Below are 25,648 nucleotides of genomic sequence, written 5' to 3' on the forward strand. Positions count from 1 at the left end.
CAATGTCGCACCACCACCCTCACGCGCCCAGCCGCCGCCGCCTGCTCGCCGGCGCCCTCGGCCTGGGCACGCTGGCCGCGCTCGCGCCGCTGCGCCCGGCCCGCGCCGCCGACTTCAAGGCGCTGGTCTGCGTCTTCTTGTACGGCGGCAACGACGGCATGAACACCGTCGTGCCGCTGGACGCCACGCGCTATGGTGACTACGCCCGCGTGCGCGCCGGTCTGGCGCTGCCGCAGGCCAGCCTGGGCCGCCTGGGCACGAGCGATTACGGCCTGCACCCCAGCCTGGCCGCGCTGAACCCGCTGTTCGCCGCCGGCCGCATGGCCGTGCAGTTCAACGTCGGCCCGCTGCATGCGCCGCTGACCAAGGCCCAGTACCGCGCCGACGCCGGCAAGACGGTGCTGACGCCGCCCAGCCTGTTCTCGCACAGCGACCAGCAGGTGCTGTGGGAAAGCGCCAGCACCGACGCGCAAAGCCGCACCGGCTGGGGTGGCCGCAGTGCGGTAGCGCTGGGCCTGGCCAGCCCCGTCATCAGCGTGGGCGGCAACGGCCACTTCGGTCTGTCGGACCTGGCCGCGCCGCTGGTCGTGCCGGGACCGGGCGACGGCTTCGGCGCGGCCGGCCTGGGCGCTGCCGACATCGGCTGGAAGCCCAATGCGCTGAAGCTGGATGCCATCAAGGCGCTCGCCGAGCCTTCGGCGTCGGACACCGACCTGGCCGGCGCCTTCCAGAAGCAGCAGCGCGATGCGATGGCTTTGTCCGAGCAGCTGGGCCCGCTGGTCAAGCGCAAGCCCGGCGAGACCGGCAGCAACGCGGCCATCGACGCCGCCTTCGCGCCGCTGATCGTCAACGGCAATGTGGCCACCCGCCTGGGCCGGCAGCTCTACCAGACCGCCAAGTTGCTGGACGTGCGCGCCACGCTGGGCGGCAACCGGCAGGTCTATTTCGCGCAGCAGGGCGGCTTCGACACGCACGGCGGCCAGATCGGCGCCGACGCGCTGACGGGCACGCACGCCGCGCTGCTGAAGGAACTGGGCGACGCGCTGGCCTGCTTCCAGGCCGCGCTGACCGCGCTGGGGCTGGCCGAATCGGTCACGACCTTCACGCAGAGCGACTTCGGCCGCACCTTCAAGCCCAACAACAGCAGCGGCACCGACCACGCCTGGGGCAACCACCACCTGGTGCTGGGCGGTGCGGTCAAGGGCGGCTTTTACGGCGCCTACCCGGCGCTGGCGCTGGGCGGGCCGGACGACGTGGGCGTGGACAGCTGGGAGCAGCAGGGCCGCTGGATCCCGACCAGTTCGGTGGACCAGTACGCCGCGACGCTGCTGGCCTGGATGGGCGCCAGCGCCGGCCAGCTCGACGCCATCCTGCCCAACCTGGCCAACTTCGGCAGCGCCCGCAGTCTCGGCTTCCTGTGAGCGTCAGGCCGGGCGCACGCGCTCGGCCACGAACGACCGGTAGCTGCGCAGCGGGCGGCCCAGCATCGCCTCCAGCCGCTGGGCGGCGCCGTCAGCGGCGATCTGGCCGATCTGCTGGATGCGCCCCATCATCAGGCGCAGGTCGTAGGCCAGCCAGCCCGGCGCGTTCTGCGCGAGCTGCGCCTCGAAGGCCTGCACGTCGTCGCCGGCGTAATGGATCTCGCGGCCCAGCGCCTCGCCCCAGATCGCCGCTGCGGCGGGGCCGTTGATGACCTCGGGGCCGACCACTTCCAGTGTCAGGCGCGGCAGCGGCTCGGGCGCACGGTCGCGGCGCAGCAGCTCCGCCACGGCGATGTCGGCGATGTCGCGCGCATCCACCATCGCGCAGCCCTTGGCACCGATGGGCATGGGGAACACGCCATAGCCTTCGATCACCGGCTGGATCTGGACGTCGTTCTGCATGAAATAGGCCGGGCGCAGGATGGTGGCCGGCAGGTCCAGGCTGTCGATCATGCGTTCCACCGTGTGTTTGCCGGTGAAGTGCGGCACGTCGGTGTAGAGGTCGGCGTGGATGACGGACAGGTAGACGATGCGCTGGATGCCGGCCTCCCGGGCCAGGTTCAGCGCCTGCAGCGACTGCGTGACCTCATCGGCGGCCAGCGCGTTCAGCAGGAACAAGGTGCGCACGCCGGCCAGGGCCTGGCGCATGGAAGCGACGTCGGTCAGGTCGGCGACGGCGCCCTTGACGCCCGCGGGCAGCGACTGGGTGCCGGTGCGGCGCACCAGCGCGGTGACGTCGGCGCCCTCGCGGGCGAGGCCTTGCACGACGAGGGAACCGATGGTGCCGGTGGCACCGATGACGAGGATGCTCATTTCAATCTCCGTGTGTTCAAAGGGTGGTGGGAAGGAACGGAGCGAAAGATAGGTCGTTGCACTTCATAAACACAGACACCAAAATCAAGACTTACTGTCTTGAATTCAAACCACATGGACTTGAATGCGCTGGCCGACTTCAACCTGGTGGCCACCCACGGCGGCTTCGGCCGGGCAAGCCGGGCCAGCCGGCGCTCCAAGGCCACGCTGTCCCGCCGCGTCGCGGACCTGGAGGAGCAACTGGGCGTGCGTCTCATCGAGCGCAGCGCCAAGGGCCTGGAGCTGACCGAGGCCGGCCAGCAGCTGCTGCGCCGCACCGAGGGGCCGCTGCATGAGGTGACGGACGCCTTCACGTCGGCCCGCGAGGGATCGGCCCAGGTCGGCGGGCGGCTGCGCATCGCCGCGCCCATCCTGTTCGCGCAGCTGGCGATGGGCGGGCTGGCGGCCGAGTTCCGGCGCCTCTACCCGGCCGTCACGCTGGAGGTGGTGGCCGAGGACCGCGTGGTGAACCTGGTGGACGAGCAGTTCGACGTGGCCATCCGCCCCAACCCGCGGCCGGACACGGCGCTGGTGGGCCGCCCGTTTGCACAGGACCAGCTCCTGGTGGTCGCCGCGCCTGCCATCGCGAGGCCGGCGCCCGGCCCGACGCCGGCGCGGGTGGACGCCGTCGTGAACGCGTTCCGCGACGGCGACACCTGGGCCGTCGCCGGCGGCGGTCTCGTGCTGGAGCCGGTCCCGGTGCTGCGCCTGTCGTCGATGCTGATGATTCGCGACGCCGCGATCGCCGGCGCCGGCGTCACGCTGGTGCCGCAGTCCATCGTCTGGCGACAGCTCGCCAGCGGCGAACTGGTGAACTGGGGCGCCGTGGGCGAGCCGGTGGCGCTGTGGGTGCTGCACACCTCGCGGCGCCTGGCCAGTCCGAAGGTCAAGGCCTTCGTGGCGTTCATGGGCTCGCGCTATCCCGACGGCGCGCTGGTGCTGGCGGGCTAGCGCTTGGGCAGCGGGTAGCTCGCCAGGCTGGCGTAGCCCTTCTTGGACACGGCCTGCACGCCGAACACGACGTTGTCCTTGGACACCGGCAGCGTCACGCGCGTGACCAGCCCCACGTCCCTGGCCTGCTGCCAGGCGGCGGAGTCGGTGTCGCGCCAGACGATGCGGTAGCCGGCCACCTCGGGGTCGGTGCTGGCCGCCCATTCCAGCGTCGAATCGTTGGTCAGCCCGCTGGCGTCCAGCCTGACGCCCTTGGGCGCGGCGGGTGCCCAGGCCAGCGTGGCCAGGCCCGCCAGGTTGGCGCGCGCCACGTCGGCCACGTAGCCGAAGTCGACGAACTCCGGCAGGTCGCCGTAGACCAGGCCGTTCTCGGTGCGCGGGTTCTGGTGCTGGTGGGCGAAGTTCTCGAACGGCTCGCTGAAGCGCACCGCCGCGTAGCCGCGCTCCAGGAAGGGGATGTGGTCGCCGCCGCGCAGGTAGCGGTCGCGGCGCTGGATCAGCTGCACGGTGAAGCCGGGCATGGCGGCTTCGGCGGCGGCCTTCAGGTGGCGGCCGAGCTGGTGGGTGGGCAGGTCCTCGTTGCCGCCGGCCTGCAGCAGCGGCAGCAACTCGGCCTGCATGGCCGCCAGCGCCTTCTGGTCCGCCGGCGTGGCCGGGCGGTTGGCATTGGCCTGCGTGAGCAGGCGCACCAGCGGGTCCAGCCCGTCGGCGAACAGCCGCAGCCGCTTGGCGTCGACCTGCCCGGCATCGCCGCGCGAGCTGCCGACGATGTCGTTGGTGATCATGGCCTCCACATTGACGCCGTCGGCCCGCGCCTCGCGAGCCCATTGCGCGGCGCCCAGCAGGCCTTGCTCCTCGCCCGGCACGGCCATGAAGACGAGGGTCGCGTCAAATGAGTACTTGGCCATCACGCAGGCCAGCTCCATGACCGCCGCCGTGCCGGAGGCGTCGTCGTTGGCCCCGGGTGCCTCGCCCAGCGCGTCCATCACATCGGTGTTGCGCGAGTCGTAGTGGCCGCTGACGACCAGCGTGCGACCTTTGCTCGCGCCGCGCCCGGGCAGCGTCGCGACGACGTTGACCAACTCGGTGGGCTGCGGCACGCGGGCGCCGGCCGGCTCGATGAAGCTCTGCTCCTCGACCTGCAGCCGCCCGCCCGCAGCCTTGGCGCAGGCCGACAGCTCGGTGGTGATCCAGCGCCGCGCGGCACCGATGCCGCGCGTCTCGGACGCGATGTCCGAAAGCGTGTGCCGCGTGCCGAAGCTGACCAGCTTGCGGATGCGCGCCTCGATGCGCGTGGCGCTGACCTCGGCCAGCATGGCCTGCAGCTCGTCGGCGGGGGCGGCCTGGGCCGAGGCGGCCAGCAGGGCGAGCGAGAGTGTTACGAGTCGGGCGTGCATCGAATGATTCTGCCCTTGCCGACCTGGGCCGCTTCTTCTACGCTGACAGCGCCCCCGAGGAGGTTCCTATGAGCGAGACAAGCCTGGATTCGCGAGTGAGCATCATCCGCACGGTCGCGCTGGTCGGCCCCGCGGCCGCCGGCAAGACGCTGCTGCTGGACGCGCTGCTGGCCCATGCCGGCGTCATCCCGCAGGCGGGCAGCATCGAGCGCGGCAGCACGGTGTCCGACCACGACCCGCTGGAAAAGCGCCTGGGCCACTCCCTGCAGTCCAGCCTGGCTCACTTCACGCACGACGGCATCCGCGTGCACGCCATCGACACGCCCGGCGCGCCGGACTTCACCGGCCAGGCGCTGCCGGCGCTCGAGGCGGCGGACACGGCCCTGGTCGTCGTCAACGCGCAGAACGGCATCGAGCTGATGGCCCAGCGCATGCTAGCCGCCGCGGGCGAGCGCGGGCTGGCGCGGCTCATCGTCGTCAACAAGATCGACTGCGGCGACGTCAACCTGCCGGCGCTGCTGGCGCAGATCCGCGAAGTCTTCGGCAAGGAATGCCTGCCCTTGAACCTGCCGGCCCAGGGCGCCAAGCGCGTCGCCGACTGCTTCTTCGCGGCCTCGGGAGAGGCCGATTTTTCGTCCGTGGCCGATGCGCACCGGGCGCTGGTGGAGCAGGTCGTCGAGGTGGACGCCGCGTTTGTCGACCGCTACCTGACCGACGGCGACGTGGACCCGCGCGAGCTGCACGCACCGCTGGAGCAAGCGCTGCGCGAGGGGCACCTGATCCCCGTCTGCTTCTGCTCGGCCAAGACGGGCGTCGGCATCGCCGAGCTGCTGTCCATCATCGAGCTGCTGATGCCCAACCCGGCCGAAGGCAACCCGCCGCCCTTCCTGGAAGGCAAGGGCACGGAACCCGCGGCTTATCCCGCCAGCCCCGACCCGGCGGCCCATGTGCTGGCCCACGTCTTCAAGATCGTCGCCGACCCCTACCTGGGCAAGATGGGCGTCATGCGCGTGCACCAGGGCCGCGTGGCCAAGGGCGGGCTGCTGTTCGTCGGGCATGCGCGCAAGCCCATCCGCGTGGGCCATTTGTTCATGCTGCAGGGCGCCAAGCATGTCGACATCGACGAGGCGCTGCCGGGCGACCTGTGCGCCATCGCCAAGGTGGATGACCTGGCGTTCGACGCGGTGCTGCACGACGCGCAGGAGGACGAGCACATCTACCTGAAGCCGCTGGACTTCCCCACGCCCGTGCACGGCCTGGCCATCAGCCCGGCACGGCGCGGCGACGAGCAAAAGCTCTGGGAGGTGCTGAGCCGCCTGGTCGACGAAGACCCCTGCCTGCGCATCGAGCAGGTCGGCGAGACGCACCAGACGCTGGTCTACGGCCTGGGCGAGCTGCATCTGCGCCTGCTGCTGGACCGGCTGCGCGAGTTGTACAAGGGCGAGGTCATCACCGAGCCGCCGCGCATCGCCTACCGCGAGACCATCTCGGCGCCGGCCGAAGGCCACTACCGGCACAAGAAGCAGAGCGGCGGCGCAGGCCAGTTCGGCGAGGTCTACCTGCGCGTGGAGCCGCTGGCGCGCGGCGCGGGCTTCGAGTTCGTCGACGCCGTCAAGGGCGGCACCATCCCGGGCCAGTTCATGCCGGCCGTCGAGAAGGGCGTGCGCTCGGCGCTGGCCAGCGGTGCCATCGCCGGGTATCCGCTGGTGGATCTGCGCGTGACCGTCTACGACGGCAAGCATCACTCCGTGGACAGCAAGGAGATCGCCTTCGTCACCGCCGGCCGGCGTGCGCTGATCGAGGCCGTGCGCGAGGCCAAGCCGCTGGTGCTGGAGCCCATCGTGCAGGTCGACATCACGGCGCCGGAGCACAGCATTGGCGACATCACCGGCGACCTCGCGTCACGCCGCGGCCAGGTCAACGGCACGCGCGCCGCGGTGCCCGGCAGCCTGGTCGTGCAGGGGCTGGCGCCGCTGGCGGAGCTGGCCAGCTACCAGTCACGGCTGAACGCGATCACGGCGGGCGAAGGGCGCTACACGCTGCTGCTGTCGCACTACGAGGCCGTGCCGCCCAACACCCAGGCCGCCCTCGTCGGCGCCTACAAGGCGGGCGACGAGAGCGAGTAGCGGGCCTTCAGTGCTCCGCCTTCTTGGCGGCGGCGCTGCTCTTCTTCCCCGCCGGCTTCGCGGCGTCCTTGGCGACCTCGGTCTCCGTGTGCATCACGCACCGCCATTCGCCGTCCTTGCGCATCCAGACGGACGAGTCGGCCATCTCCTGCTCGATCTCCTCCGACTTGCCGCGCTGCGCCATGGTCTGTTTGGCGTGATAGGTCAGCACGGCGGTGTCGTCGTTCGGGTACATCACCTGCATGTCGCTGAGCTTGAACGACTTGATGACCATGCTGCCCTTCTCGGCCATCTCGCGGTACTGGTCATGGTCGAACTGCATGGCGCCGTGTGAGCTCACCATCATGGAGGGTTCGGCCAGCATGGCCAGCGCAGTGTCGGTGTCCTCGTCCACCATGGATTGCCAGAACTTCTTTTCCAGCGCGATGAGGGTGCTGTCGGCGGTGTGCATGTCTATCTCCTTGACGGCCTAAAACACCAATATGGGCGTTGCCCGGGCCGATTCCCGTAGGAGTTGCCAGTTCAGCCCGGTCGGCGGGCTCCTACGGGCGAGATCTGGAGGTGAAGAACAATTTATCATTGCACCCCATGCCCAGCGCCCCCCGCGACGTCGCGCAGATCCGATTGGACAACGCGATGCGGCTGTTCGAAGAGTTCGTCAGCGCCACCGTCAAACATGCCGATGCGGCCACCTTGCGTGGCCTGGAGCGGCGCTTTGCCGAACGGCTGCAGATCCAGCCCAGCTACTGGAGCCAGATCAAGGGCCGCTCGCGCCAGATCGGCGAGCGGCTGGCGCGGCAGTTCGAACAGCTCTGCCACAAGCCGCCGGGCTGGATGGACCTGGAGCACGGGGCACTGGCCGCCCCGCCCGCCAGCGCACCGGCCTTCGCTGCGGCCGCGCCCTCTCAGGCAGACACCTCCCCCAGCCTGCCGCAGGACGACGACGAGCGCTTCATCATCGGACTCGTCCTGACCTATTACCGCCGCCACCCGCAGCGCGCCCGCACGCGGCTGCTGGACCTGCTGGGCGAGGTGTTGACGCCCACCACCACCCCTGCGCCGCCGCCGCCCAGGCCGCCGGCGCCCAGCCCACAGGCCGAGCTGGACGAATGGCGCCGGCTGCAGGCCGGCATCGCGCCGCTCAAGCCCAAGAAGCGCTGAGCCGTTGAACGGCTGGCCGCCGAGCGCGTCCGTCACCTGACTTGCGCGCCCCTCCAGGTTAGGGGTGTTGGATAAAAGCCGCTTGCGCAAGAGCAACGTTTGTTTATCATTTGCGCAAGTCGTGCTGCTGAAGTCCCGCGCACACGGCGAGGTCGCCCACCCCGATAGCCTCTGACCGCCCGGCCCGCTTGTCGCCCGCGCCAAGCCCCAGGCACCTCTCGCATCACCGCAAACGCTGGCCCATCCCGGGTCCAGCCGCTGCATTGCCCGCCGCCCGTGAGCGGCCGTCACCGGAGTACGCCATGCCCCAGTTCACCTCTCCGCGTCCGCTGCAAATCCAGTCGCGCAAACCGCGCAATCCGCTCGTGGCCCCGGCCCTGCATCGCCAGGCCGGCCGCCACAAGAGCCCGCAAGACGCCTACGCCCAACGCCAGCAAGCCCGCCTCGAACTGCGACGACTGCTGCGCGACCGCTTCCCCGACGACAGCCCCTGACAGCAAGCGCCGCCGCCCTCCTTCATCTCATGAGGGGCGGCATGGCGCCAAGGAGACCCCCAATGAGAATGATCGATCTTCGCGGCCCCCTGGACGCCGTTGAAACCCACGAAGCCTGGGTCCGCCGCTGGGCCCGCATCAAGCGCGCCGCGCGTGCGTTCTGGTTGGTCTTCCAGCCACTGAGCGCCCGCCACCGCGTCCCGAAGCGGCTGGAGTTCTATGCCGAGGCCGGTGCCCCGGAAGGCGCGCTCTACGTCGACGGACGCCTCAGCGCGCAGCTCGAAGGCATCAAGCGCCTGTGAACTGAGCCGCAAATAGCGGTGAAAAGGGGGTCGCATGCAGCGAGCATGCGACCCCACACAGGCCTAGCATTCGACCCATGTCCGACCGCCTACGCCTGCAAGCCCCGCTGCCCAGCCTTGATGCCTGGGTGGACGCCTTTGCACGCGGCGAGATCCCGGTGCTGACCGAGACGGCTGAAGCGCTGGAACAGATGCGCGCGACCGAGGACGACGTGGACGCCAACGGCCTGGGCGAGATGATCGCCACCGACCCGTTGATGTCGCTGAAGGTGCTGGCCCATGCCAGCGAACTCAAGCGCGGCCGGCTGATGGCCGCGCCCGAAACGGTCACTGCGGCGCTGGTGCTGATGGGCATCACGCCCTTCTTCCGCGACTTCGGCCCGCAGCCGACGCTGGAAGACGCCCTGGCGGGGCACGACGAAGCCCTGCTGGGCCTGTCACGCGTCATGCAGCGCGCCGAGCGCGCGTCACGCTATGCGCTGGGCTTTGCGGCCCACCGCGCCGACCCCGACGCCGCCGTCATCCACAGCGCCGCGCTGCTGCACGACTTTGCCGAGATGCTGCTGTGGGTGCACGCGCCCGACCTGGCGCTGAAGATCGCCGACCTGCAGCAAGCCGACCGCCAACTGCGCAGCGTCGCCGCCCAGCGCCAGGTGCTGGGCATCGCCTTGGCCGACCTGGAACAGGCGCTGATGAAGCGCTGGCATCTGCCCGAACTGCTGACGCGCATCACCGGCGACCAGCACGAGCGCGACCCGCAGGTGCGCTGCGTGCATCTGGCCGTGCGCCTGGCCAGGCACACGGCGCGGGGCTGGGACGACGCGGCCGTGCCGGACGACCTGCACGACATCGCTGAGCTGCTCAACCTCAGCGAGTCCCACGCCCTGAAGCTACTTCACGAGTTCGACTGACGACGGCGCCAGGCCAGCAGGCCGGCCAATCCCAACACGCTCATCATGGCCGTGCTCGGCTCGGGCACCGGCGAGGCCGTGAAGTTGGCGTTGTTGGGCGCGAAGTCGGAGATCGCGGCGAAACCCGCGAAGGCGGTGTTGCGCGGCCACAGGTTCCAGGTGTAGTCCATCTTGCCGAAGCCGGTGCTGGGCAGCAGGCTGCCGCTGACGGTGGCCGTGATGGTCTTGCCACTGACGGTGACCGAACCCAGCGGCAGCGCGCCGGCGCCGGCCACGGTGCCCGTGCCGTCGGGGCGCAGCAGGATGACGCGGTCAAAGCGCACGCCGGTGATGCCGTTGGCCAGGAAGCCGGCCGTGCCCGCACCGCGGTTCACGCCCCAGACATACAGGCCCGTGGCGGTGCTGCCGACGTTGCCGTCCATCGTCGCCGACAGCGTGAACAGATCGGCGCCGGCGTTGTAGGTGACGGTGGCGCTCAGCACGTCCAGGTCGGTACTGGCGCTGCTGCCGCCGAAGGTGGCGAGGAAGTCACCCTTGGCATCGTCGATGCTGGTGAGGGCCTGGCTGGCCAGCGGCAGGGCGAGCAGCGCGAGGGCTGCGGAGACGGGAACAAGACGGCGCATGCAGAACTCCTGTGGGTGAAAGTGAGGGCCGACGTGGCCCGCATGGGATGGACGGTGGCGGCGGCCGGCGAATTCCCGGGCCCCCTAGAAGTTCAGCGCGGCCGCGGGCCGCACGGCCGGGCGCGGCGAGAGGTAGACCTCGACGGGCCGCACGGGGACGACGACGCGACGCTGGGTGGCCGCCGGCGCAAGGATCAGCGCCGGCACGCGCGGGCTGCGCACGCTGCCGTCCAGCGCAGCGCGCAGGCGCTCACGCCCACGGGACAGCCGCGACATCACCGTGCCGATGGGAATGCCCAACGCCAGCGCCACCTCGGCATAGGCCAGGCCCTCGAGCCCGACCAGCAGCAACACCTCGCGCTGCTCGGCCGGCAGCGTGGCCAGTGCCATGTCCAGGTCGCGCATGGCCAGCGACTGGCCCTGGGTCGCGGCGACGGGCACCTCGGGCGTGTGCTCGTCCAGGTCCACCGTGTCAAGCCGGCCGCGGCGCAGTGCGTCCACGTGCAGGTTGTGCATGATGCTGAACAGCCAGGTGCGCATGTCGCCCACGCCGTGCCACAGGCTGGCGCGCGACCAGGCGCGCTCCAACGTGTCCTGCACGAGGTCATCGGCGTCTTCGCGGTTACGCCGCAGTGCGCGCGCATAGCGGCGCAGCCGCGGCAGCCAGGCGAGCAGCTCGGCGGCATCTGGCACCGAGGCTGGCGGGAGGGCGCTGCTGACGACCGTCATGGCCGGTGAGTGCCGCCCGCCCGCGGCGAGGTTCAATCGCCACGCGCTCGGCGAAGAATCGACGAACCGCCGCAACCGCGGCGGCCGACGTCAGACGGGCACGGCCGTCGTGTTCTTCAGCCGCTCCAGCACGAAGCTGGTCTTGCAGTCCTGCACGCTGGGGTGCTTGAGCAGCGTGTCGCTGATGAAGCGGGCGTAGTGCTGCATGTCCTGCACCAGCACGCGCAGCAGGTAGTCCATCTCGCCGGTCAGCGCTGCGCATTCAACGACCTCGGGCCAGGTCTGCACAGCGGCGCGGAACAGGTCGCGCGGGTTGCGCAGCGGGTTGTCGGTCTGCTTTTCAAGCCGCACGTTCAGGTAGGCCGTGAGGCCCAGGCCGATGCGCTCGGGCGGAACCAGCGCCACATACGCGGCGATGACGCCGGCCTCCTCCAGCCGGCGCACGCGGCGCAGCACGGCGGAGGACGACAGCCCGGCCTCGGCGGCGAGGGCGTCATAGGTCAGGCGGCCGTCGGCCTGCAGCGCACGCAGGATGCGGCGGTCGATGGCGTCGAGCTCGGTGGGGGCGTCCATGCGGGAAATTGTGCAGCCTCCCGGCGCGGTGGCCGCCTACAGTCTTGAACGCCCGTGAACGCTTCCACCGCCCGCCGCCTGGCGATCCTGCTGCTCGCCGTACTGCTCATGACGGCGCCGCTGGCGCGCGCGGACGAGATCGTGCTGGCCTCGCCCGACTACTGGTGCCCCTTCAGCTGCAAGGCCGGCGCCGCGCAGGAGGGCTTCACGGTGGACATCGTGCGCGAGATCTTCACGGCCGCCGGCCACCGCGTGCGCCTGGTCAACGAGAACTACAGCCGCGCGCTGCTGGACGTGCGCGCCGGCGTCTACACGGCCACGCCGTCCACCTTCCGCGACGAGGCGCCGGACTTCGTCTTTCCGGCGCAGCCGATCTCGCGCAACCGCTACTGCGTCTACGTGGCCGCAGACAACCGCTGGAGCTACCACGGCGTGGCCAGCCTGGCGGAGCTGGCGCATGTGGGCGTCATCCGCGACTACTCCTACGGCGCCGCGCTGGATACCGCGATCAAAGCCGAGCCCAAGCGCTTCGAGGTCCACACCGGCGACGGCCTGACCGAGCGCATGCTGCGCCGGCTGCGAATGGGCCGCATGGACGGCTTCATCGAGGAGGAGAACCTCGTCGCCTACACGGTCAAGCAGCAGCCGGCGCTGCAGGCCCGCAGCGCAGGCTGCGAAGCGCCCAGCTATGCCTACATGGCGATCTCCCCCAAGCACCCCAAGGCGCAGGACTACGCCCGTCTGTTCAGCGACGGCATGCTGAAGCTGCGCAGGAGCGGGCGGCTCAAGGCGATCCTGGCGGGCTATGGATTGGCCGAATGGCCGGCGCCACCCTCGCCATGAACGCCTGATTCCTGCGTTTCACTCACAAGTGGCGCCAGGATTTGCATGAAAACTGCGAGCCCCGCGCCGCAGAATTTTCAGCTTCCACAGCATTGCGACGCGAGGCAGACATGGCCAAGTTCACCCCCTGGGACAACCCGATGGGCACCGATGGGTTCGAGTTCATCGAATTCGCCGCGCCGGACCCGGCCGGCCTGGGCGCGCTGTTCCAGACCATGGGCTTCCAGGCCGTGGCCAAGCACCGCCACAAGAACGTCACGCTGTACCGCCAGGGCGGCGTCAACTTCATCATCAACGCCGAGACGGACTCGTTCGCGCAGCGCTTCGCGCGCCTGCACGGCCCGTCCATCTGCGCCATCGCCTTCCGCGTGCAGGACGCCGGCCACGCCTACAAGCGTGCGCTGGAGCTGGGCGCCTGGGGCTTTGACAACAAGGCCGGTCCGATGGAGCTGAACATCCCAGCCATCAAGGGCATCGGCGACTCGCTGATCTACTTCGTCGACCGCTGGCAGGGCAAGGGCGGCGCAGCCGCCGGCGCCATCGGCAACATCTCCATCTACGACGTGGACTTCGTGCCCGTGCTGGACGCGCAAGGCCAGCCGGTGGACCCGAACCCGGTGGGCCATGGCCTCACCGAGATCGACCACCTGACGCACAACGTCTTCCGTGGCCGCATGAAGGAGTGGTCGGAGTTCTACGAGCGCTTCTTCAACTTCCGCGAGGTGCGCTACTTCGACATCGAGGGCAAGCTGACCGGCCTGAAGAGCAAGGCCATGACCAGCCCCTGCGGCAAGATCCGCATCCCGATCAACGAGAGCAGCGACGACAAGAGCCAGATCGCCGAGTACCTCGACCTGTACCACGGCGAGGGCATCCAGCACGTGGCGCTGGGCACGACCGACATCTACGGCACGGTCGAGGGCATGAAGAACACCGGCGTGGTGTTCCAGGACACGATCGAGACCTACTTCGACCTGATCGACAAGCGCCTGCCGGGCCACGGCGAGAACGTGGACGAGCTGCGCCGCCTGCGCATCCTCATCGACGGCGCGACCCACCTGGGCGTGGACAACGAGCTGCTGCTGCAGATCTTCACGAAGGAAGTGATCGGCCCGATCTTCTTCGAGCTGATCCAGCGCAAGGGCAACGAGGGCTTCGGCGAAGGCAACTTCAAGGCGCTGTTCGAGAGCATCGAGCTGGATCAGATCCGCCGCGGCGTGCTGACCGACACCCAGGACGAGCCGGCCAAGGCCGTCTAAGCGGCCGGGAGGTCCGGGGCCCGCAGGGCCTCTTGAAGACAGGCCCAGGCCTCGTCCGAGTGGACCAGGCCCATGTGCCCCACGCCGTCCAGCCGGTGCGCGCGCGAGCCGTGCAGGATGGCCGTCTCGGCCGGGTTGACGACCTGGTCGCAGGGCGTCCAGAAGCAGTCCACGTCGGGCAGGCCCGGCAACCCGGCCAGCCAGTCGCTGCCCTGGCGCATCTGGGCCGCATTGACGCCCAGTCCCATGGCCGCCATGCGCGTGCCCTGGTGGGGCGAGCCCAGCGTGATCGCGCGCGGCGGCGTGTGACCGCTGCCGTACTTGCGCCACCAGGCCCGCAACGCCAGGCCGCCCATGCTGTGCGCGCAAAGCACCGGCATGCGGCCGGTCAGGCTTTTGAGCCTGTGCACCCCCGCCTCGATCTCGTCGGCATAGGCGTCGATGCTGCCGAAGGCCGGCTCCAGCGACGGCGCCACGAACGCCACGCCATGCGCGCGCAAGCGCTTCATCCAGCCATTCCAGCGCCCGCGGTTGCAGGAAAAGCCGTGCACGAGCAGCACGCCGGTCCGGGCACCGGCCGGCAGGTGGTCGGGCTCGGCCCATTCGCGCCAGGGCTGGCGCCAGGAGAACGCCAGTTCGCTGGCGACGACCTCGCGGCGCCAGGCTCGCAGCAGCTGTCCCCAGGTCGGCGCCGGCCGGTTCACCCAGCGCAGTTGCACGAAGCCCAAGGTCAGCACGGCGGACTGCAGGCCGAGGGTCAACAGCCCCCAAACCCAGCCGACGCACCAACCCACCGCCAGTGCAAGCACCAGGCGCACGATGATCCAGATCCTCTGCAGCCTCCCATTCATCAGCCCAGTCTAAGCGGCAGAATGTCAGCGCCCCATGGATGAACTGAGTGCCGAATCGCTGCTGAAGGAACTGCGCGCCGTCGACGCCGAGCGCGCCCGCCGTGCGGTCGAGCCCGATCTCGACGCGCGTGTCCAGGCGCTCAAGACCTACCAGCAGCGCCGCTTTGCGCAGACCTACGCCGACCTGCTGGCCAACCCGCGCTACGAAGCCGCGACGCGCTTCTTCCTGCAGGAGCTGTACGGCCCCGGCGACTACCGCCAGCGTGATGCGCAGTTCGCCCGCGTCGTGCCGACGCTGACGCGGCTGTTCCCGGCCGAGGTCGTCGACACCGTTGCCAAACTGGCGCGCCTGCACGCGCTGTCCGAGCACCTGGACACGCGCATGGCCGACCACCTGCTGTCACCCGACATCACGCCCGTCGAGTACGGCATCGCCTGGCGCGCCTGCGGCGAGCCGGCCTCGCGCCAACGCCAGATCGACCTGACGATGGCCGTCGGTGAATCGCTGGACAAGCTGACGCGCAAGCCGCTGTTGCGCCAGACGCTGAAGCTGATGCGCGGCCCCGCGCAGATGGCCGGTCTGGGCGCGCTGCAGAACTTTCTCGAAAGCGGCTTCGACACCTTCCGCGCGATGCGTGGCGCGGGCGAGTTCCTGGCCACCGTGAAGCAGCGCGAGGAGGCGCTGGCGCGCTCGCTCTTCAACGGCGGTTGAGCTACTTCCTGTCACAGCCGCGACGTAGGGCAAGTCCCCTAGGCGAGTGACACGGCGACCACCAAGATCAGAGACCTTCTCTCGCCGAGGCCTGCCGATGACCGCCGCCGTTGCCACCCTGGATGACGCCCCTGTCCTGAGCTCACGCGACAAACCCTGGCTGGCCAGCTATCCGGCCGGCGTGCCGGCACAGATCGACGCCAGCATCTACGGCTCGCTGGTCGACCTGCTGAACGAGGCCTTCCGCAAGCATGCCCAGCGCGACGCCGCCATCTGCATGGGCCAGCGCATGCGCTTCGCCGAGATCGACGCGCTGTCGCTGCAGCTGGGCGCCTGGCTGCAGGCCCAAGGCCTGAAGCAGGGCGACCGCGTCGCCATCATGATGCCCAACCTGCTGCAGTACGGCGTCGCGATCGCGGCCATCCTGCGCGCCGGCTTCGTCGTCGTGAACGTGAACCCGCTGTACACGCCGCGCGAGCTGGAGCACCAGCTCAAGGACTCGGGCGCGCGCGCCATCATCGTGCTGGAGAACTTCGCGCACACGCTGTCCGAGGTCATCGCCGCCACCGATGTGAAGCATGTCGTGCTGGCCTCCATGGGCGACCTGCTGAACTGGTGGAAGGGCCCGCTGATCAACTTCGCCGTGCGCCACCTGAAGAAGATGGTGCCGGAGTTCCGGCTGCCCGTGGGCGGCGGCTGCACCGTCGTGCGCTTCAACGAGGCGCTGCGCCATGGCGACCGTCTGACGCTGAAGAAGCCCGAGCTGGGCCCCGACGACGTCGCCTTCCTGCAATACACCGGCGGCACGACCGGCCTGTCCAAGGGCGCCACGCTGCTGCACCGCAACATCGTCGCCAACATCCTGCAGGTCGAGGCCTGGTTCCAGCCCATGCTGGCCAAGCTGCCCGACCAGAACATGCAGTTCACCAACGTCTGTGCGCTGCCGCTGTATCACATCTTCGCGCTGACGGCCTGCTTCATGCTCGGCGCGCGCATGGGTCACCTCAACATCCTGGTGCCCAACCCGCGCGACATCCCCGGCTTCATCGAGACGCTGCGCGGCCACAAGATCCACATCTTCCCGGCCGTCAACACGCTGTTCAACGCGCTGGCCGCCGAGCCGGGCTTCTCGCGGCTGGACTTCTCCGAGCTGGTCATCTCCAACGGCGGCGGCATGGCCGTGCAGCAGGCCACGGCCGAGAAGTGGCTCAAGGTCACGGGCTGCCCAGTCGTGGAGGGCTATGGCCTGTCGGAGACCGCACCGGCCGCCACCATCAACCCGCTGGACCAGCGCGCCTTCAACGGCAGCATCGGCCTGCCGATCTCGTCGACCGAGATCGCCATCCGCGACGACGACGGCCGTGACGTGGCCATCGGCGAGCGCGGCGAGATCTGCATCCGCGGCCCGCAGGTCATGGCCGGCTACTGGAAGCGCCCCGACGAGACCGCCAACGTCATGTGCGCCGACGGCTTCTTCAAGACCGGCGACATCGGCATCATGGACACGCGCGGCTATGTGCGCATTGTCGACCGCAAGAAGGACATGATCCTGGTCAGCGGCTTCAACGTCTACCCGACCGAGATCGAGCAGGTCGTCAACATGCACCCGGGCGTCCTGGAGTGCGCCGCCATCGGCGTGCCGGACGCCAAGTCCGGCGAGGCGGTCAAGCTGTTCGTCGTCAAGAGCGACCCGGCGCTGGCCGAGGAAGACCTGGCCAGCTACTGCGCCGCGCAGATGACAGCCTACAAGCGGCCCCGGTTCATCGAGTTCCGCGACGAGCTGCCCAAGAGCAACGTCGGCAAGATCCTGCGCCGCGAGCTGCGCACGACGACGGCCTGAGCAGGCCGCCGTCGGCGGTCTTCAGAACGGGTTGTTCTTGGCGCGCGAAAGGAACAGCGTGCCGATGCGCTGCTGCGCCGAAGGGCCCAGCAGCGTGTCACCGGCCCACAGCCACTGCGTCGGGTTGGCGTCGGTCAGCAGCGTCTCGGTCGTGCAGTCCTGGGGCGCCACGTCCGTGCGGCAGGCCGCCCGCGTCACGTCGCTGTAGCCGAAGGCCGCCGGGAAGCGGGCAATCTGCTGGATGGTCTCGTCGACCAGCACCAGGCCGATCAGGCGGCCGTCGTTCAGCAGGTTCAGGCGCAACGAGATGTTGAAGGCACCGCTGAGCTCGTCCAGGAAGATGGCGCGGTCGATGTCCGTCTGCTGCTCCTTCTCCTTCTGGCCGAAGGGCGTCAGGCCCACGTCGAAGATCGTCGAGATCACCACCCGGCCATTGGCGTTGGCGATGCGGTTGGCCTGCTCGGCCAGCAGCTTGCCGCGCGCCTTGGCCTCGTTGATCAGCGAGTCGCGGCTCACGGCCGGGAACTGGCGGTACAGCTCGATGATGTCGTTGACGCCGACATTGATGCCGACGATGTCCTTGGGGCCGAAGCCGTCGTTGGACAAGTGCTGGTCGATCTTGTCGCGCACGTCCGCGACCTTGGCGCCCAGCGTCGCGTACATGATGCCCTGCGGCAGCGCGACGAAGTCGGTGTTGCACTGCGGGTAGACGAAGCCGAAGCCGCTGGACAGGAGCTGGCTCCAGACGGGGCTGAGCTTGCAGTCGACCAGCTTGGTGTCGGCGTTCAGGCCGTTGATCGTGTACTTCTTGCCACTTTGCAGGATGGTGCCGCTCTCGTCGCCGAAGGCGATGACACGGTTGGGTGCAAAGGGCTCGATCTGCGAGGTGCCCCCGCCGCCGCAACCGGCAATCAACGCGGCCGCTGCGGCCATGACGAGGCCGCGCTTCAGTTTCTGGGAGACAACACGTTGCATGACGATCAACTCAGGACAGGAAAACTCAATCGGTGAAGGCGGCGGCGGCCCGGCTGAGCCGGTCGCGCACACCATCCCAGGCAGGGTCGCGCGGCGGTGCCTCGACCCAGATCTCGCGGGCGCCGGCCGCATCCAGAAGGCGCAGCACCGCGAACAATTCGTGGGCCGCTGCCGCCGGGTCCGCCGGCAGGGCCTGCCAGCGCCACGCCGGCAACTGGGCGCGTGAATATACCGCCACCCCTTCCAGGCCCCCGCTGGCCGCCATGGTGGCAAAACGTAAAGCCAGGCTGGCGGCGTCCAGCAGCCGCACGCGCGCGGTCGGCGCGTAGTGGGCGGCCAGCGTGCCCGAGGCCTTGGGCGCCGCCGCGTCGGCTTCAGCCAGCGTCTCGCCCAGCGCCGCCTCGATGCGGGCGCGGCTGATCAGTCCGGGGCGCAGCAGCGCGGGGCGCATGCGGCTGCAGTCGACGATGCTGGATTCGATGCCCACCTCGCAGGCGCCGCCGTCCAGCACCATCAGCTCAGGCCCGAATTCCTCGACGACGTGGCGGGCCAGCGTCGGGCTGACGCGGCCGAAGCGGTTGGCGCTCGGCGCCGCCACGCCCTGCACGCCCAGCTCGCGCGCGGCCGCCAGCACGGCGCGGGCGACCGGATGGGCCGGCGCGCGCAGCGCCACCGTCGCCTGGCCGCCGGCCGCCGCCTGCGCGACGCCGGCCTTGCGCGGCACGATGACGGTCAGCGGCCCCGGCCAGAAGGCGTCCATCAGGCGGCGCGCCATGGCGGGCAGGTGGTCGGCGAAGGGCTCGGCGCCGGCGGCGTCCAGCACGTGGACGATCAGCGGGTGGTCGCTGGGCCGGCCCTTGGCGGCAAAGATCTTGGCGACGGCGTCGTCACGGTCGGCCCGCGCGGCCAGGCCGTAGACGGTCTCGGTCGGCAGGCCCAGCAAGTCGCCGTCGGCCAGCCGCTGTGCGGCGGCCTGGACGGCTTCAGGATCGTTGCCGGGCAGCAGGAGCATCAGAACTCGGCGGGCAGACCCAGCAGGGCCGCAGCCTGCACGGCGACGGCATGCGCGCCTTCGGGCGTCTCGGCCGTGATGTTCAGGTGGCCCATCTTGCGGCCATGGCGCGCATCAGCCTTGCCGTACAGATGCAGGTGCGTGCCCGGCAGCGCCAGCACGCGGTCCCAGGCCGGCGGCGTCGGGCCGCCTTCGTCGGAGAACCAGAGGTCGCCCAGCAGGTTCAGCATGACCGACGCCGAATGCTGGCGCGGCGACGGCAGCGGCAGGCCGGCCAGCGCCCTCACCTGCAGCTCGAACTGCGACACGTCCGCGCCATTCATCGTCCAGTGGCCGGAGTTGTGCGGGCGCGGCGCCATCTCGTTGACGACCAGGCGGCCGTCCTGCAGCCAGAAGAACTCGATGCACAGCACGCCGACGTAGGCCAGCGCCTCGGCCACCTGGCGGGCCGCCGTGACGGCCTGCTGCTGCACGTCCGCCGGCACGGCCCTGGCCGGCACCTCGGTGACGGCCAGGATGCCGCCGCGGTGCAGGTTCTGCTGCACGGGGAAGTTCACCAGCTGCCCGTCCGCGCCGCGCGCGACCAGCACGCTCAACTCGGCCTTCAGCGGCAGCAGTTGCTCCAGCACGCAGGGCACCTGCTTCAGGTCCGCCCAGGCGTCGGCCAGCTCGGCGGCCGTGGCCACGCGCACCTGGCCCTTGCCGTCGTAGCCCATGCGGCTGGTCTTCAGGATGCCGGGCAGCAGGGCCGGGTCGATGGCGGCCAGCTCGATCTCGTTGGTGATGACGGCGTGCGGCGCGCAGGGCACACCGGCCGCTTCGAAATGCGCCTTTTCGACGGCGCGGTCCTGGCAGACGGCCACCGACGCGCCCGACGGCGCGACGGTACGCATGCCGGCCAGCGTCTCCAGCGCCAGCGCCGGCACGTTCTCGAACTCGGTCGTGATGGCGTCGCAGTCGCGCGCCAGCTGGGCCAGGCCAAAGGAATCCAGGTAGTCGGCCTTCACATGCTGCTCGGCCACGGCGCCGGCCGGGCTGATCACGTCCGGGTCCAGCACGACGCAGCGATAGCCCAAGGCCTGCGCGGCGTGCACGAACATGCGGCCCAGCTGGCCGCCGCCAAGGACACCGAGCGTCGCGGTGCCGGGGAGCAGGGCTGGCATCAGCGAAGTTCCTCGGTCATCGCCTGCGCCACGGCCGTCTGGCGGGCGCGGAAGGCATTCAGCTTGGCCAGCAGCGCCGCGTCCCCCGTCGCCAGCATCGCCACCGCGAACAGCGCCGCGTTGGCCGCGCCGGCATTGCCAATCGCAAACGTCGCGACCGGGATGCCCTTGGGCATCTGCACGATGGAGTGCAGCGAATCGACGCCTTGCAGGTGCCGGCTGGCGACCGGCACGCCCAGCACGGGCACCGTCGTCTTCGCTGCCAGCATGCCCGGCAGGTGGGCCGCGCCGCCGGCGCCGGCGATGATGGCCTTCAGCCCGCGGCCGGCGGCGGCCTCCGCGTAAGCAAACATCTCGTCGGGCATGCGGTGGGCCGACACGACCCTGGCGTCGAAGCCGACCCCGAACTCGGTCAGAATCTCGGCCGCCTGCTTCATCGTTTCCCAGTCACTGCTGGAGCCCATGACGATGCCGATGACGGCATCCGGGTTCTTGGGGGCTGACGTGGACAAAGCGCGCTCCGGGGCTCAGAAAAGCCTTGAATTGTAGAAGCCGAGTCTCCACCTCCCTCCAGGCCCCTTATTTCGCCGCCATGATCGACATCACCCTCCAGAACTTCGAAGCCGAACTCATCGTCGCCTCCCAGACCCAGCCCGTGCTGCTGGACATCTGGGCGCCGTGGTGCGGCCCCTGCCGCACGCTGGGCCCCATGCTGGAAAAACTGGAGGAGGCCTACGGCGGCCGCTTCACGCTGGCCAAGCTGAACAGCGACGACGTGCCCGAGATCGCCACGCAGCTGAGCCAGATGTTCGGCGTGCGCTCCATCCCGTTCTGCGTGATGTTCGCCGGCGGCCAGCCGGTGGACGGCTTCGTTGGCGCCATCCCCGAGGCGCAGATCCGCGAGTTCCTGGACAAGCATGTGCCGCCCGGCGAGATGCTGGAGGCGCAGGCGGACGTGGCAGAGGCCGAGGAGCTGATGGCCGAAGGCGACCTGGAGACTGCGCTGCAGAAGCTCGCGCACGCGGTGCAGACCGACCCGGCCAACGACGCGGCCCGCTTCGACTATGTGAAGGCGCTGCTGGAGCTGGGCCTGGTGCCCGAAGCCCGCGAGGCGTTCGCGCCCGTGGCCGCCCGGGCCGCCGACACGCTGACGCCCGCACCGCGCCTGGCCGCGCTGGCCACCTGGCTGGTCGCCACCGAGGCCGCCGCCGCGGCCGACCCCGCCGCGCTGCAAACGGCCATCGCCGCCAACAAGCGCGACTTCGACGCCCGCTTCACGCTGGCGCAGACGCACCTGGCCGGCCAGCGCTTCACCGAGGCGATGGACGAGTTGCTGGAAATCATCATGCGCGACAAGGCCTGGAACGGCGAAGCCGCGCGCAAGGCCTATGTCGCCATCCTGGAGCTGCTGACCAAGCCGGCACCCAAGCCGGCCGCCGAGGCCAAGAGCGGCACGCTGGAGCTGGCCGGCAAGGCCGCCGTCGTGCACAGCGACCCGCTGATCGACAGCTACCGACGCAAGCTGTCGATGGCGCTGTTCTGACGGCGGCGACGTCCGCCTGAGCGGCGCCCTGCCCGCTCAGGGCACGTCGCGATGGCTGTTGCGCTGCTCGCGCATCTCGCGCAGCCGCACGCATTCGGGGTCGCCGCGGAACTGCGGCTTCTCGCACTGCCGGTCTATGCACCAGACGCGCGCCAGCAGCACGCGGCTGCCGCAGGCTTCCGCCGCCGTGCGCGGCTCGGCCGCGGCCGTGGACGCGGGCACCGCCTGGGTGGACGCCGCCGTGGTGGGCGCGGCCGGCTCGGGCGCCGCGAACACCGGGCTGCGCGGCACGGGGCGGAATTCGCCGGCCTTCTCGGTCAGGATGGGCTTGAGCGCGCCATCGCGACGCGGTGACGCCGAGGCCGGCTGCGACGGTGTGCGCGACAGCGCGCTGGCCGGCGCGGAAGCCGGCGTGGCCTTGGCGAGCGGCGCCGAGGCGGGCAATTCAACAACGACCAGCGGTGCGCTGGCGGGCGCCGAAGCCACGGGTTCCGGCACGACCGGCGGTGCCGCCGCGGTGGAGGCGGCGGCCTCCGCCGGTGGTGGCGGCGCATGCTTGGCCATGTTGTCGCGCAGCTGGACGATGAACAGGCCCAGCAGCAGCACGGCCAACACGCCGGCCGCGATCAGCAGCCCGCCACGGAGACGGGCCGGCTTGGCGGCCGTGGAAGCCGGTGACGCGGGCGGGAACATGTCCTCGGGCATGGCCTGCACGGTGTCGGCGAACTCGATGTCCAGCGGCGTGGGTGCCGTGGGCGCCGGTCGCGGCGCCGACGGGCGCGGCGGCGCGGCCTGGGGCGGCGGCACGGCGGCACGGCCTTCCAACACCTCGCGCCACGCGGCGGCGCTGGGCGGGCGTTGGTGCGGCGGCACGCGCAGCGCCCAGTCCAGCGCGGCCAGGAAGCCGGGCGAATAGCCTTCGACGTGCAGCGGCGCCAGCTCGTCACCCATCGCGCGCGCCGTGCAGGGCGGCGGCGGGCGGCCGGTCAGCAGCTCGTGCATGACGGCGGCGAGCGCATAGAAGTCGGTCCACGGGCCCTGCTTCAGGCTGGCGGCCTCGGCGTACTGCTCGATGGGCGCGAAGCTGGGCTTGAGGATGGCCGTGAAGACCTGGGTGCGGTCGCCAATGGCCTGGCGGGCGGCGCCGAAGTCCAGCAGGATGGGCGGGCTGCCGTCGGCCGGCAGGAAAATGTTGTCGGGCGCGACGTCGCGGTGCCAGACCTGCTGCGCGTGCAACGCCTCCAGCCCGCCCAGCACGGCGTCGAAGATGCGCCGCGCCCAGGCCTCGGGCGGCGGCGTGGTCTGGGCCTTGCGCGCGTCGCGCAGGTTCTTGCCGACCAGGCGCGGCATGGCCATGTAGGCGGTGCCGTTGGCCTCCCAGAAGCGGTAGACCTTGAGCAGCGACGGGTGGTCGAAGCGGGCCAGCAGCTTGGCCTCGTTGACGAAGCTGCGCCGGCCCAGGTCGAAGGTCTCGCGCATGGACAGGGAACGCACCGACACCTGCGAGCGCCCGTCGCGCTGCGCGAACTGGCTGGGCATGTACTCCTTGATCGCCACCTCGCGCTCCAGCGAGTGGTCGCGCGCCAGGTAGACGATGCCGAAGCCGCCCACGCCCAGCGTGCCGAGGATCTCGAGCTCGCCGAAGCGGGTCCCCGGGGGCAGGGCGTTGACGGAATCGTCGGCAGAGGCGTCGGCGGTCATGGCGGGCGAGGGTAACGCAGCCACCCGGGCCTGACAGCCGGGAAAACCGGCCTCAGCGTGGCGGAGTTCCCAGGCCGGCCGCTGTCAGGCGCTCGGCCCAGTCGCGCCGTTGCTGGGCATCCCGGCCCCAGGCGGCGGTGGCCAGGTCGGCCTGGCGCGCGGCGAGCGTGTCTTCGCGCAGCTTGGCGTAGACCTGGGCGAGGCGGGCGTGCAGCGCGGCCAGCTCGTCGATGTCGCAGCAGGTCTCGTCCTCGGCCAGCACTTCGGTGGCGGCCTGGTCGGCCAGCGCCCGGGCGCGCAGCGCGTCGCCGGTGTTGGCCCAGCACCAGGCCAGGTCGGCCAGCAGGCTGCCGCCCAGGCGCGCCAGGCCGGCGGCCATCGCGGCGGGCAGCTGGGCCTGCAGCAGCACGGCGGCCTCGGCGAAGCTGCCCTGCACGGTCAGCAACTGGCCGCGCAGCAGCGGCGTCAGGTCGGCGCGCGCCGAGCCGCCGACGGCGTCGTCGTAATGGCCGATGGATTCGATGCCCAGCAGCGCGGCCGGCGCCTCGCCGGGCTCGCCGGCCAGCGCCGCGTGGCGGATGCGCAGCGCGCGCATCTGCGTCTGGTTGTAGAGCAGCGCCGCGAGGCCCGCATCGTCGCCCTCGGCGATGGCGTGCTGGCGCGCCCAGCCGTACCAAGGTGATGCGGCCGCCTCGCCGGCCGCCAGGCTCCAGGCCGAGGCCAGCGCCGTGGCAACGCGGTAGGTGGCCGTGTGGTCGGTGGGCTGCAGCACGGCGAGCGCGGCCTGCGCATGGTCGATGAGGCCCTCGATGTCGCGGCCGACAAAGTCCATCTGCGCCAGCCAGGCATCGGCCAGGGCCTGCAGAGCCGGCAGGTTCGCGGCGTTGGCGACCACGCGGGCCCGGCGCACGCGGTCGCGCGCGTCGCCGCCAAAGGCGCCGAAATAAGCCATCAGCCCTTCGGCCAGATGCAGCCAGGCGGCCAGCTCGATGCGCGGGTGCACCAGCGCGCGCACATGCAGCGCATCCAGCGCCTCGCGCGCCTCGGCCTCGCGGCCATGGCGCAGCCACAGGATGGCGCGCTGCACCTGCAACACGGCTGCGCGCGCCGGCATCGCCGCGACGGCGGCGATCTCGCCGTCCAGTCGCTGGGCCAGCCGGCTGCGCAGGCGCACGTTCATGCGGTCAGTCGCTGCAGCGCTTCTTCGTACTTCTGCAGGGTCTTGGCGACGACCTCGGCCGGCAGTGCCGGTGCGGGCGCCGTCTTGCCCCAGGGCTTGCCATCGACGGTGGCCTGCTCCAGCCAGTCGCGCACGAACTGCTTGTCGTAGCTGGGCGGGTTGCTGCCCGGTGCATAGCTTTCGACGGGCCAGTAGCGCGAGGAGTCGGGCGTCAGCACCTCGTCCATCAGCGTCAGCGTGCCGTCGGCATCCAGGCCGAACTCGAACTTGGTGTCGGCAATGATGATGCCCTTGGTCAGCGCGAAATCGGCAGCGCGCTGGTAGAGCTGGATGGAGATGTCGCGCACGCGCGCAGCCAGCTCCAGGCCGATGATGGCGGCCGCCTGCTCGAAGGAGATGTTCTCGTCGTGGTCACCCATCTCGGCCTTGGTGGCCGGCGTGAAGATGGGCGCGGGCAGCTTGTCGGCGTTGCGCAGGCTGACGGGCAGCTTGACGCCGCAGACGCTGCCGCTGGCCTGGTACTCGGCCCAGCCGCTGCCGGCCAGGTAGCCGCGCACGACGGCCTCGATGGGCAGCGGCTTCAGGCGCTTGACCAGCATCGTGCGGTCCTGCAGCTGCGCGCGTTCGGCAGCGGTGACGACGGACAGCGGGTCTTCACCAGTCAGGTGGTTGGGGACGATGCCCTCCAGCTTGTCGAACCAGAACAGCGCCATCTTGGTCAGCAGCGCGCCCTTGCCGGGAATCGGCTCGCCCATGATGACGTCGAAGGCCGACAGCCGGTCGCTGGCGACCATCAGGATGCGGTCGTCGCCAACGGCGTAGTTCTCACGGACCTTGCCGCGGCCAAGCAGCGGCAGGGAAGTCAGGCTGGATTCGTAGAGGGCTTGGGGCATGGCGGCGATTTTAGGTGCCGCTCCTCCGATATTGCGGGCGATGCCACAAGCATCGCCGTCCCCTCGGCGAGACCGG

General features: G+C 70.4%; 26 protein-coding genes. 12 read left to right on the plus strand and 14 right to left on the minus strand.

All coding sequences use genetic code 11. The annotated features are described in order from the left end of the window. The first annotated feature begins 2 nt into the window (after positions 1–2). The gene (locus tag AC1D29_RS21885) at positions 3–1,421 is read left to right on the plus strand and encodes a DUF1501 domain-containing protein (RefSeq protein WP_477901378.1); all 1,419 of its coding nucleotides are present in this window, start codon (positions 3–5) and stop codon (positions 1,419–1,421) included. A 3-nt stretch (positions 1,422–1,424) separates the two neighbouring features. Here AC1D29_RS21885 and AC1D29_RS21890 read toward each other — a convergent pair whose 3' ends face one another. Continuing rightward, positions 1,425–2,294, minus strand: a complete 870-nt coding sequence (locus AC1D29_RS21890) for an SDR family oxidoreductase (protein WP_477901380.1) — start codon at positions 2,292–2,294, stop codon at positions 1,425–1,427. Positions 2,295–2,408: 114 nt separating this feature from the next. Here AC1D29_RS21890 and AC1D29_RS21895 point away from each other — a divergent pair, with 114 nt between their 5' ends. Beyond that, positions 2,409–3,284 (plus strand): LysR family transcriptional regulator, encoded by an 876-nt coding sequence (locus tag AC1D29_RS21895; protein ID WP_477901702.1) that lies wholly within the window; start codon positions 2,409–2,411, stop codon positions 3,282–3,284. On the opposite strand, the gene AC1D29_RS21900 is transcribed toward AC1D29_RS21895, so the two are convergent. Beyond that, on the minus strand, positions 3,281–4,681 hold the full coding sequence (locus tag AC1D29_RS21900) for a M28 family metallopeptidase (RefSeq protein ID WP_477901382.1): 1,401 nt from the start codon (positions 4,679–4,681) through the stop codon (positions 3,281–3,283). The two genes, AC1D29_RS21895 and AC1D29_RS21900, sit on opposite strands and share 4 nt — an antisense overlap. Before the next feature lie 68 nt (positions 4,682–4,749). Here AC1D29_RS21900 and fusA point away from each other — a divergent pair, with 68 nt between their 5' ends. Continuing rightward, positions 4,750–6,807 (plus strand): elongation factor G, encoded by a 2,058-nt coding sequence (gene fusA / locus AC1D29_RS21905; RefSeq protein ID WP_477901384.1) that lies wholly within the window; start codon positions 4,750–4,752, stop codon positions 6,805–6,807. A 7-nt stretch (positions 6,808–6,814) separates the two neighbouring features. On the opposite strand, the gene AC1D29_RS21910 is transcribed toward fusA, so the two are convergent. After that, positions 6,815–7,258 (minus strand): nuclear transport factor 2 family protein, encoded by a 444-nt coding sequence (locus AC1D29_RS21910; RefSeq protein ID WP_477901386.1) that lies wholly within the window; start codon positions 7,256–7,258, stop codon positions 6,815–6,817. 137 nt (positions 7,259–7,395) lie between these two features. Here AC1D29_RS21910 and AC1D29_RS21915 point away from each other — a divergent pair, with 137 nt between their 5' ends. The 4 genes from AC1D29_RS21915 to AC1D29_RS21930 all read left to right on the plus strand — a co-directional run bounded on the left by AC1D29_RS21915 (position 7,396) and on the right by AC1D29_RS21930 (position 9,675). Next, positions 7,396–7,968, plus strand: coding sequence for a hypothetical protein (locus AC1D29_RS21915; protein WP_477901388.1), 573 nt, complete (start codon positions 7,396–7,398; stop codon positions 7,966–7,968). A gap of 302 nt (positions 7,969–8,270) precedes the next feature. Further along, complete coding sequence (locus AC1D29_RS21920; protein WP_477901389.1) at positions 8,271–8,462, plus strand: hypothetical protein; 192 nt, start codon at positions 8,271–8,273, stop codon at positions 8,460–8,462. 62 nt (positions 8,463–8,524) lie between these two features. Continuing rightward, positions 8,525–8,764: a hypothetical protein gene (locus tag AC1D29_RS21925; RefSeq protein WP_477901391.1), complete on the plus strand. Its 240-nt coding sequence runs from the start codon at positions 8,525–8,527 to the stop codon at positions 8,762–8,764. A gap of 77 nt (positions 8,765–8,841) precedes the next feature. After that, the gene (locus tag AC1D29_RS21930) at positions 8,842–9,675 is read left to right on the plus strand and encodes an HDOD domain-containing protein (RefSeq protein ID WP_477901393.1); all 834 of its coding nucleotides are present in this window, start codon (positions 8,842–8,844) and stop codon (positions 9,673–9,675) included. Here the strand turns inward: AC1D29_RS21930 and AC1D29_RS21935 are convergent. The 3 genes from AC1D29_RS21935 to AC1D29_RS21945 all read right to left on the minus strand — a co-directional run bounded on the left by AC1D29_RS21935 (position 9,660) and on the right by AC1D29_RS21945 (position 11,600). Next, entirely contained in the window at positions 9,660–10,298 is a 639-nt protein-coding gene (locus AC1D29_RS21935) for a PEP-CTERM sorting domain-containing protein (protein WP_477901395.1), read from the minus strand. The two genes, AC1D29_RS21930 and AC1D29_RS21935, sit on opposite strands and share 16 nt — an antisense overlap. Before the next feature lie 84 nt (positions 10,299–10,382). Further along, a complete protein-coding gene (locus AC1D29_RS21940; RefSeq protein WP_477901397.1) occupies positions 10,383–11,027 on the minus strand; it encodes an RNA polymerase sigma factor in 645 nt (214 codons plus the stop codon). 90 nt (positions 11,028–11,117) lie between these two features. Continuing rightward, complete coding sequence (locus AC1D29_RS21945; RefSeq protein WP_477901399.1) at positions 11,118–11,600, minus strand: Lrp/AsnC family transcriptional regulator; 483 nt, start codon at positions 11,598–11,600, stop codon at positions 11,118–11,120. A 54-nt stretch (positions 11,601–11,654) separates the two neighbouring features. Here AC1D29_RS21945 and AC1D29_RS21950 point away from each other — a divergent pair, with 54 nt between their 5' ends. Then, positions 11,655–12,443 carry a substrate-binding periplasmic protein gene (locus tag AC1D29_RS21950; protein WP_477901401.1) on the plus strand — a complete coding sequence of 263 codons (789 nt, stop codon included), beginning with the start codon at positions 11,655–11,657 and terminating at the stop codon, positions 12,441–12,443. 110 nt (positions 12,444–12,553) lie between these two features. Next, complete coding sequence (gene hppD / locus AC1D29_RS21955) at positions 12,554–13,702, plus strand: 4-hydroxyphenylpyruvate dioxygenase (RefSeq protein ID WP_477901403.1); 1,149 nt, start codon at positions 12,554–12,556, stop codon at positions 13,700–13,702. Here the strand turns inward: hppD and AC1D29_RS21960 are convergent. Further along, positions 13,699–14,553 carry an esterase/lipase family protein gene (locus AC1D29_RS21960; protein WP_477901405.1) on the minus strand — a complete coding sequence of 285 codons (855 nt, stop codon included), beginning with the start codon at positions 14,551–14,553 and terminating at the stop codon, positions 13,699–13,701. The two genes, hppD and AC1D29_RS21960, sit on opposite strands and share 4 nt — an antisense overlap. A gap of 34 nt (positions 14,554–14,587) precedes the next feature. Here AC1D29_RS21960 and AC1D29_RS21965 point away from each other — a divergent pair, with 34 nt between their 5' ends. Further along, complete coding sequence (locus tag AC1D29_RS21965; RefSeq protein ID WP_477901407.1) at positions 14,588–15,265, plus strand: DUF8198 family protein; 678 nt, start codon at positions 14,588–14,590, stop codon at positions 15,263–15,265. Positions 15,266–15,362: 97 nt separating this feature from the next. Beyond that, positions 15,363–17,105: a long-chain-fatty-acid--CoA ligase gene (locus AC1D29_RS21970; protein WP_477901409.1), complete on the plus strand. Its 1,743-nt coding sequence runs from the start codon at positions 15,363–15,365 to the stop codon at positions 17,103–17,105. Positions 17,106–17,126: 21 nt separating this feature from the next. Here AC1D29_RS21970 and AC1D29_RS21975 read toward each other — a convergent pair whose 3' ends face one another. The 4 genes from AC1D29_RS21975 to purE are packed head-to-tail and all read right to left on the minus strand — an operon-like array spanning position 17,127 to position 20,719. Beyond that, positions 17,127–18,080: an SGNH/GDSL hydrolase family protein gene (locus tag AC1D29_RS21975; RefSeq protein ID WP_477901411.1), complete on the minus strand. Its 954-nt coding sequence runs from the start codon at positions 18,078–18,080 to the stop codon at positions 17,127–17,129. 25 nt (positions 18,081–18,105) lie between these two features. Continuing rightward, positions 18,106–19,092, minus strand: coding sequence for an L-threonylcarbamoyladenylate synthase (locus AC1D29_RS21980; RefSeq protein ID WP_477901413.1), 987 nt, complete (start codon positions 19,090–19,092; stop codon positions 18,106–18,108). Continuing rightward, positions 19,092–20,255 carry a 5-(carboxyamino)imidazole ribonucleotide synthase gene (locus AC1D29_RS21985; RefSeq protein ID WP_477901415.1) on the minus strand — a complete coding sequence of 388 codons (1,164 nt, stop codon included), beginning with the start codon at positions 20,253–20,255 and terminating at the stop codon, positions 19,092–19,094. The genes AC1D29_RS21980 and AC1D29_RS21985 overlap by 1 nt, the downstream gene beginning before the upstream one ends. Further along, a complete protein-coding gene (purE, locus tag AC1D29_RS21990) occupies positions 20,255–20,719 on the minus strand; it encodes a 5-(carboxyamino)imidazole ribonucleotide mutase (protein ID WP_477901704.1) in 465 nt (154 codons plus the stop codon). The genes AC1D29_RS21985 and purE overlap by 1 nt, the downstream gene beginning before the upstream one ends. 128 nt (positions 20,720–20,847) lie before the next feature. Between purE and AC1D29_RS21995 the strand changes: the two genes are divergently transcribed. Beyond that, entirely contained in the window at positions 20,848–21,798 is a 951-nt protein-coding gene (locus AC1D29_RS21995; RefSeq protein WP_477901417.1) for a tetratricopeptide repeat protein, read from the plus strand. A 36-nt stretch (positions 21,799–21,834) separates the two neighbouring features. Here AC1D29_RS21995 and AC1D29_RS22000 read toward each other — a convergent pair whose 3' ends face one another. The 3 genes from AC1D29_RS22000 to AC1D29_RS22010 are packed head-to-tail and all read right to left on the minus strand — an operon-like array spanning position 21,835 to position 25,572. Then, entirely contained in the window at positions 21,835–23,499 is a 1,665-nt protein-coding gene (locus AC1D29_RS22000; RefSeq protein ID WP_477901419.1) for a serine/threonine protein kinase, read from the minus strand. A gap of 52 nt (positions 23,500–23,551) precedes the next feature. Continuing rightward, a complete protein-coding gene (locus tag AC1D29_RS22005; RefSeq protein WP_477901421.1) occupies positions 23,552–24,679 on the minus strand; it encodes a hypothetical protein in 1,128 nt (375 codons plus the stop codon). After that, complete coding sequence (locus tag AC1D29_RS22010; protein WP_477901422.1) at positions 24,676–25,572, minus strand: phosphoribosylaminoimidazolesuccinocarboxamide synthase; 897 nt, start codon at positions 25,570–25,572, stop codon at positions 24,676–24,678. Before AC1D29_RS22010 ends, AC1D29_RS22005 begins: the two co-directional genes overlap by 4 nt. Positions 25,573–25,648 lie beyond the last annotated feature (76 nt).

This window comes from Roseateles sp. P1_C6 (genome assembly GCF_056406315.1).

Bases quoted from the DNA above. Each gene is read 5' to 3' on its own strand.
- AC1D29_RS21885 (WP_477901378.1), top strand. From the start codon at position 3: ATGTCGCACCACCACCCTCACGCGCCCAGCCGCCGCCGCCTGCTCGCC.
- AC1D29_RS21890 (WP_477901380.1), bottom strand. From the start codon at position 2,294: ATGAGCATCCTCGTCATCGGTGCCACCGGCACCATCGGTTCCCTCGTC.
- AC1D29_RS21895 (WP_477901702.1), top strand. From the start codon at position 2,409: ATGGACTTGAATGCGCTGGCCGACTTCAACCTGGTGGCCACCCACGGC.
- AC1D29_RS21900 (WP_477901382.1), bottom strand. From the start codon at position 4,681: ATGCACGCCCGACTCGTAACACTCTCGCTCGCCCTGCTGGCCGCCTCG.
- fusA (WP_477901384.1), top strand. From the start codon at position 4,750: ATGAGCGAGACAAGCCTGGATTCGCGAGTGAGCATCATCCGCACGGTC.
- AC1D29_RS21910 (WP_477901386.1), bottom strand. From the start codon at position 7,258: ATGCACACCGCCGACAGCACCCTCATCGCGCTGGAAAAGAAGTTCTGG.
- AC1D29_RS21915 (WP_477901388.1), top strand. From the start codon at position 7,396: ATGCCCAGCGCCCCCCGCGACGTCGCGCAGATCCGATTGGACAACGCG.
- AC1D29_RS21920 (WP_477901389.1), top strand. From the start codon at position 8,271: ATGCCCCAGTTCACCTCTCCGCGTCCGCTGCAAATCCAGTCGCGCAAA.
- AC1D29_RS21925 (WP_477901391.1), top strand. From the start codon at position 8,525: ATGAGAATGATCGATCTTCGCGGCCCCCTGGACGCCGTTGAAACCCAC.
- AC1D29_RS21930 (WP_477901393.1), top strand. From the start codon at position 8,842: ATGTCCGACCGCCTACGCCTGCAAGCCCCGCTGCCCAGCCTTGATGCC.
- AC1D29_RS21935 (WP_477901395.1), bottom strand. From the start codon at position 10,298: ATGCGCCGTCTTGTTCCCGTCTCCGCAGCCCTCGCGCTGCTCGCCCTG.
- AC1D29_RS21940 (WP_477901397.1), bottom strand. From the start codon at position 11,027: ATGACGGTCGTCAGCAGCGCCCTCCCGCCAGCCTCGGTGCCAGATGCC.
- AC1D29_RS21945 (WP_477901399.1), bottom strand. From the start codon at position 11,600: ATGGACGCCCCCACCGAGCTCGACGCCATCGACCGCCGCATCCTGCGT.
- hppD (WP_477901403.1), top strand. From the start codon at position 12,554: ATGGCCAAGTTCACCCCCTGGGACAACCCGATGGGCACCGATGGGTTC.
- AC1D29_RS21960 (WP_477901405.1), bottom strand. From the start codon at position 14,553: ATGAATGGGAGGCTGCAGAGGATCTGGATCATCGTGCGCCTGGTGCTT.
- AC1D29_RS21965 (WP_477901407.1), top strand. From the start codon at position 14,588: ATGGATGAACTGAGTGCCGAATCGCTGCTGAAGGAACTGCGCGCCGTC.
- AC1D29_RS21970 (WP_477901409.1), top strand. From the start codon at position 15,363: ATGACCGCCGCCGTTGCCACCCTGGATGACGCCCCTGTCCTGAGCTCA.
- AC1D29_RS21975 (WP_477901411.1), bottom strand. From the start codon at position 18,080: ATGCAACGTGTTGTCTCCCAGAAACTGAAGCGCGGCCTCGTCATGGCC.
- AC1D29_RS21980 (WP_477901413.1), bottom strand. From the start codon at position 19,092: ATGCTCCTGCTGCCCGGCAACGATCCTGAAGCCGTCCAGGCCGCCGCA.
- AC1D29_RS21985 (WP_477901415.1), bottom strand. From the start codon at position 20,255: ATGCCAGCCCTGCTCCCCGGCACCGCGACGCTCGGTGTCCTTGGCGGC.
- purE (WP_477901704.1), bottom strand. From the start codon at position 20,719: ATGGGCTCCAGCAGTGACTGGGAAACGATGAAGCAGGCGGCCGAGATT.
- AC1D29_RS21995 (WP_477901417.1), top strand. From the start codon at position 20,848: ATGATCGACATCACCCTCCAGAACTTCGAAGCCGAACTCATCGTCGCC.
- AC1D29_RS22000 (WP_477901419.1), bottom strand. From the start codon at position 23,499: ATGACCGCCGACGCCTCTGCCGACGATTCCGTCAACGCCCTGCCCCCG.
- AC1D29_RS22005 (WP_477901421.1), bottom strand. From the start codon at position 24,679: ATGAACGTGCGCCTGCGCAGCCGGCTGGCCCAGCGACTGGACGGCGAG.
- AC1D29_RS22010 (WP_477901422.1), bottom strand. From the start codon at position 25,572: ATGCCCCAAGCCCTCTACGAATCCAGCCTGACTTCCCTGCCGCTGCTT.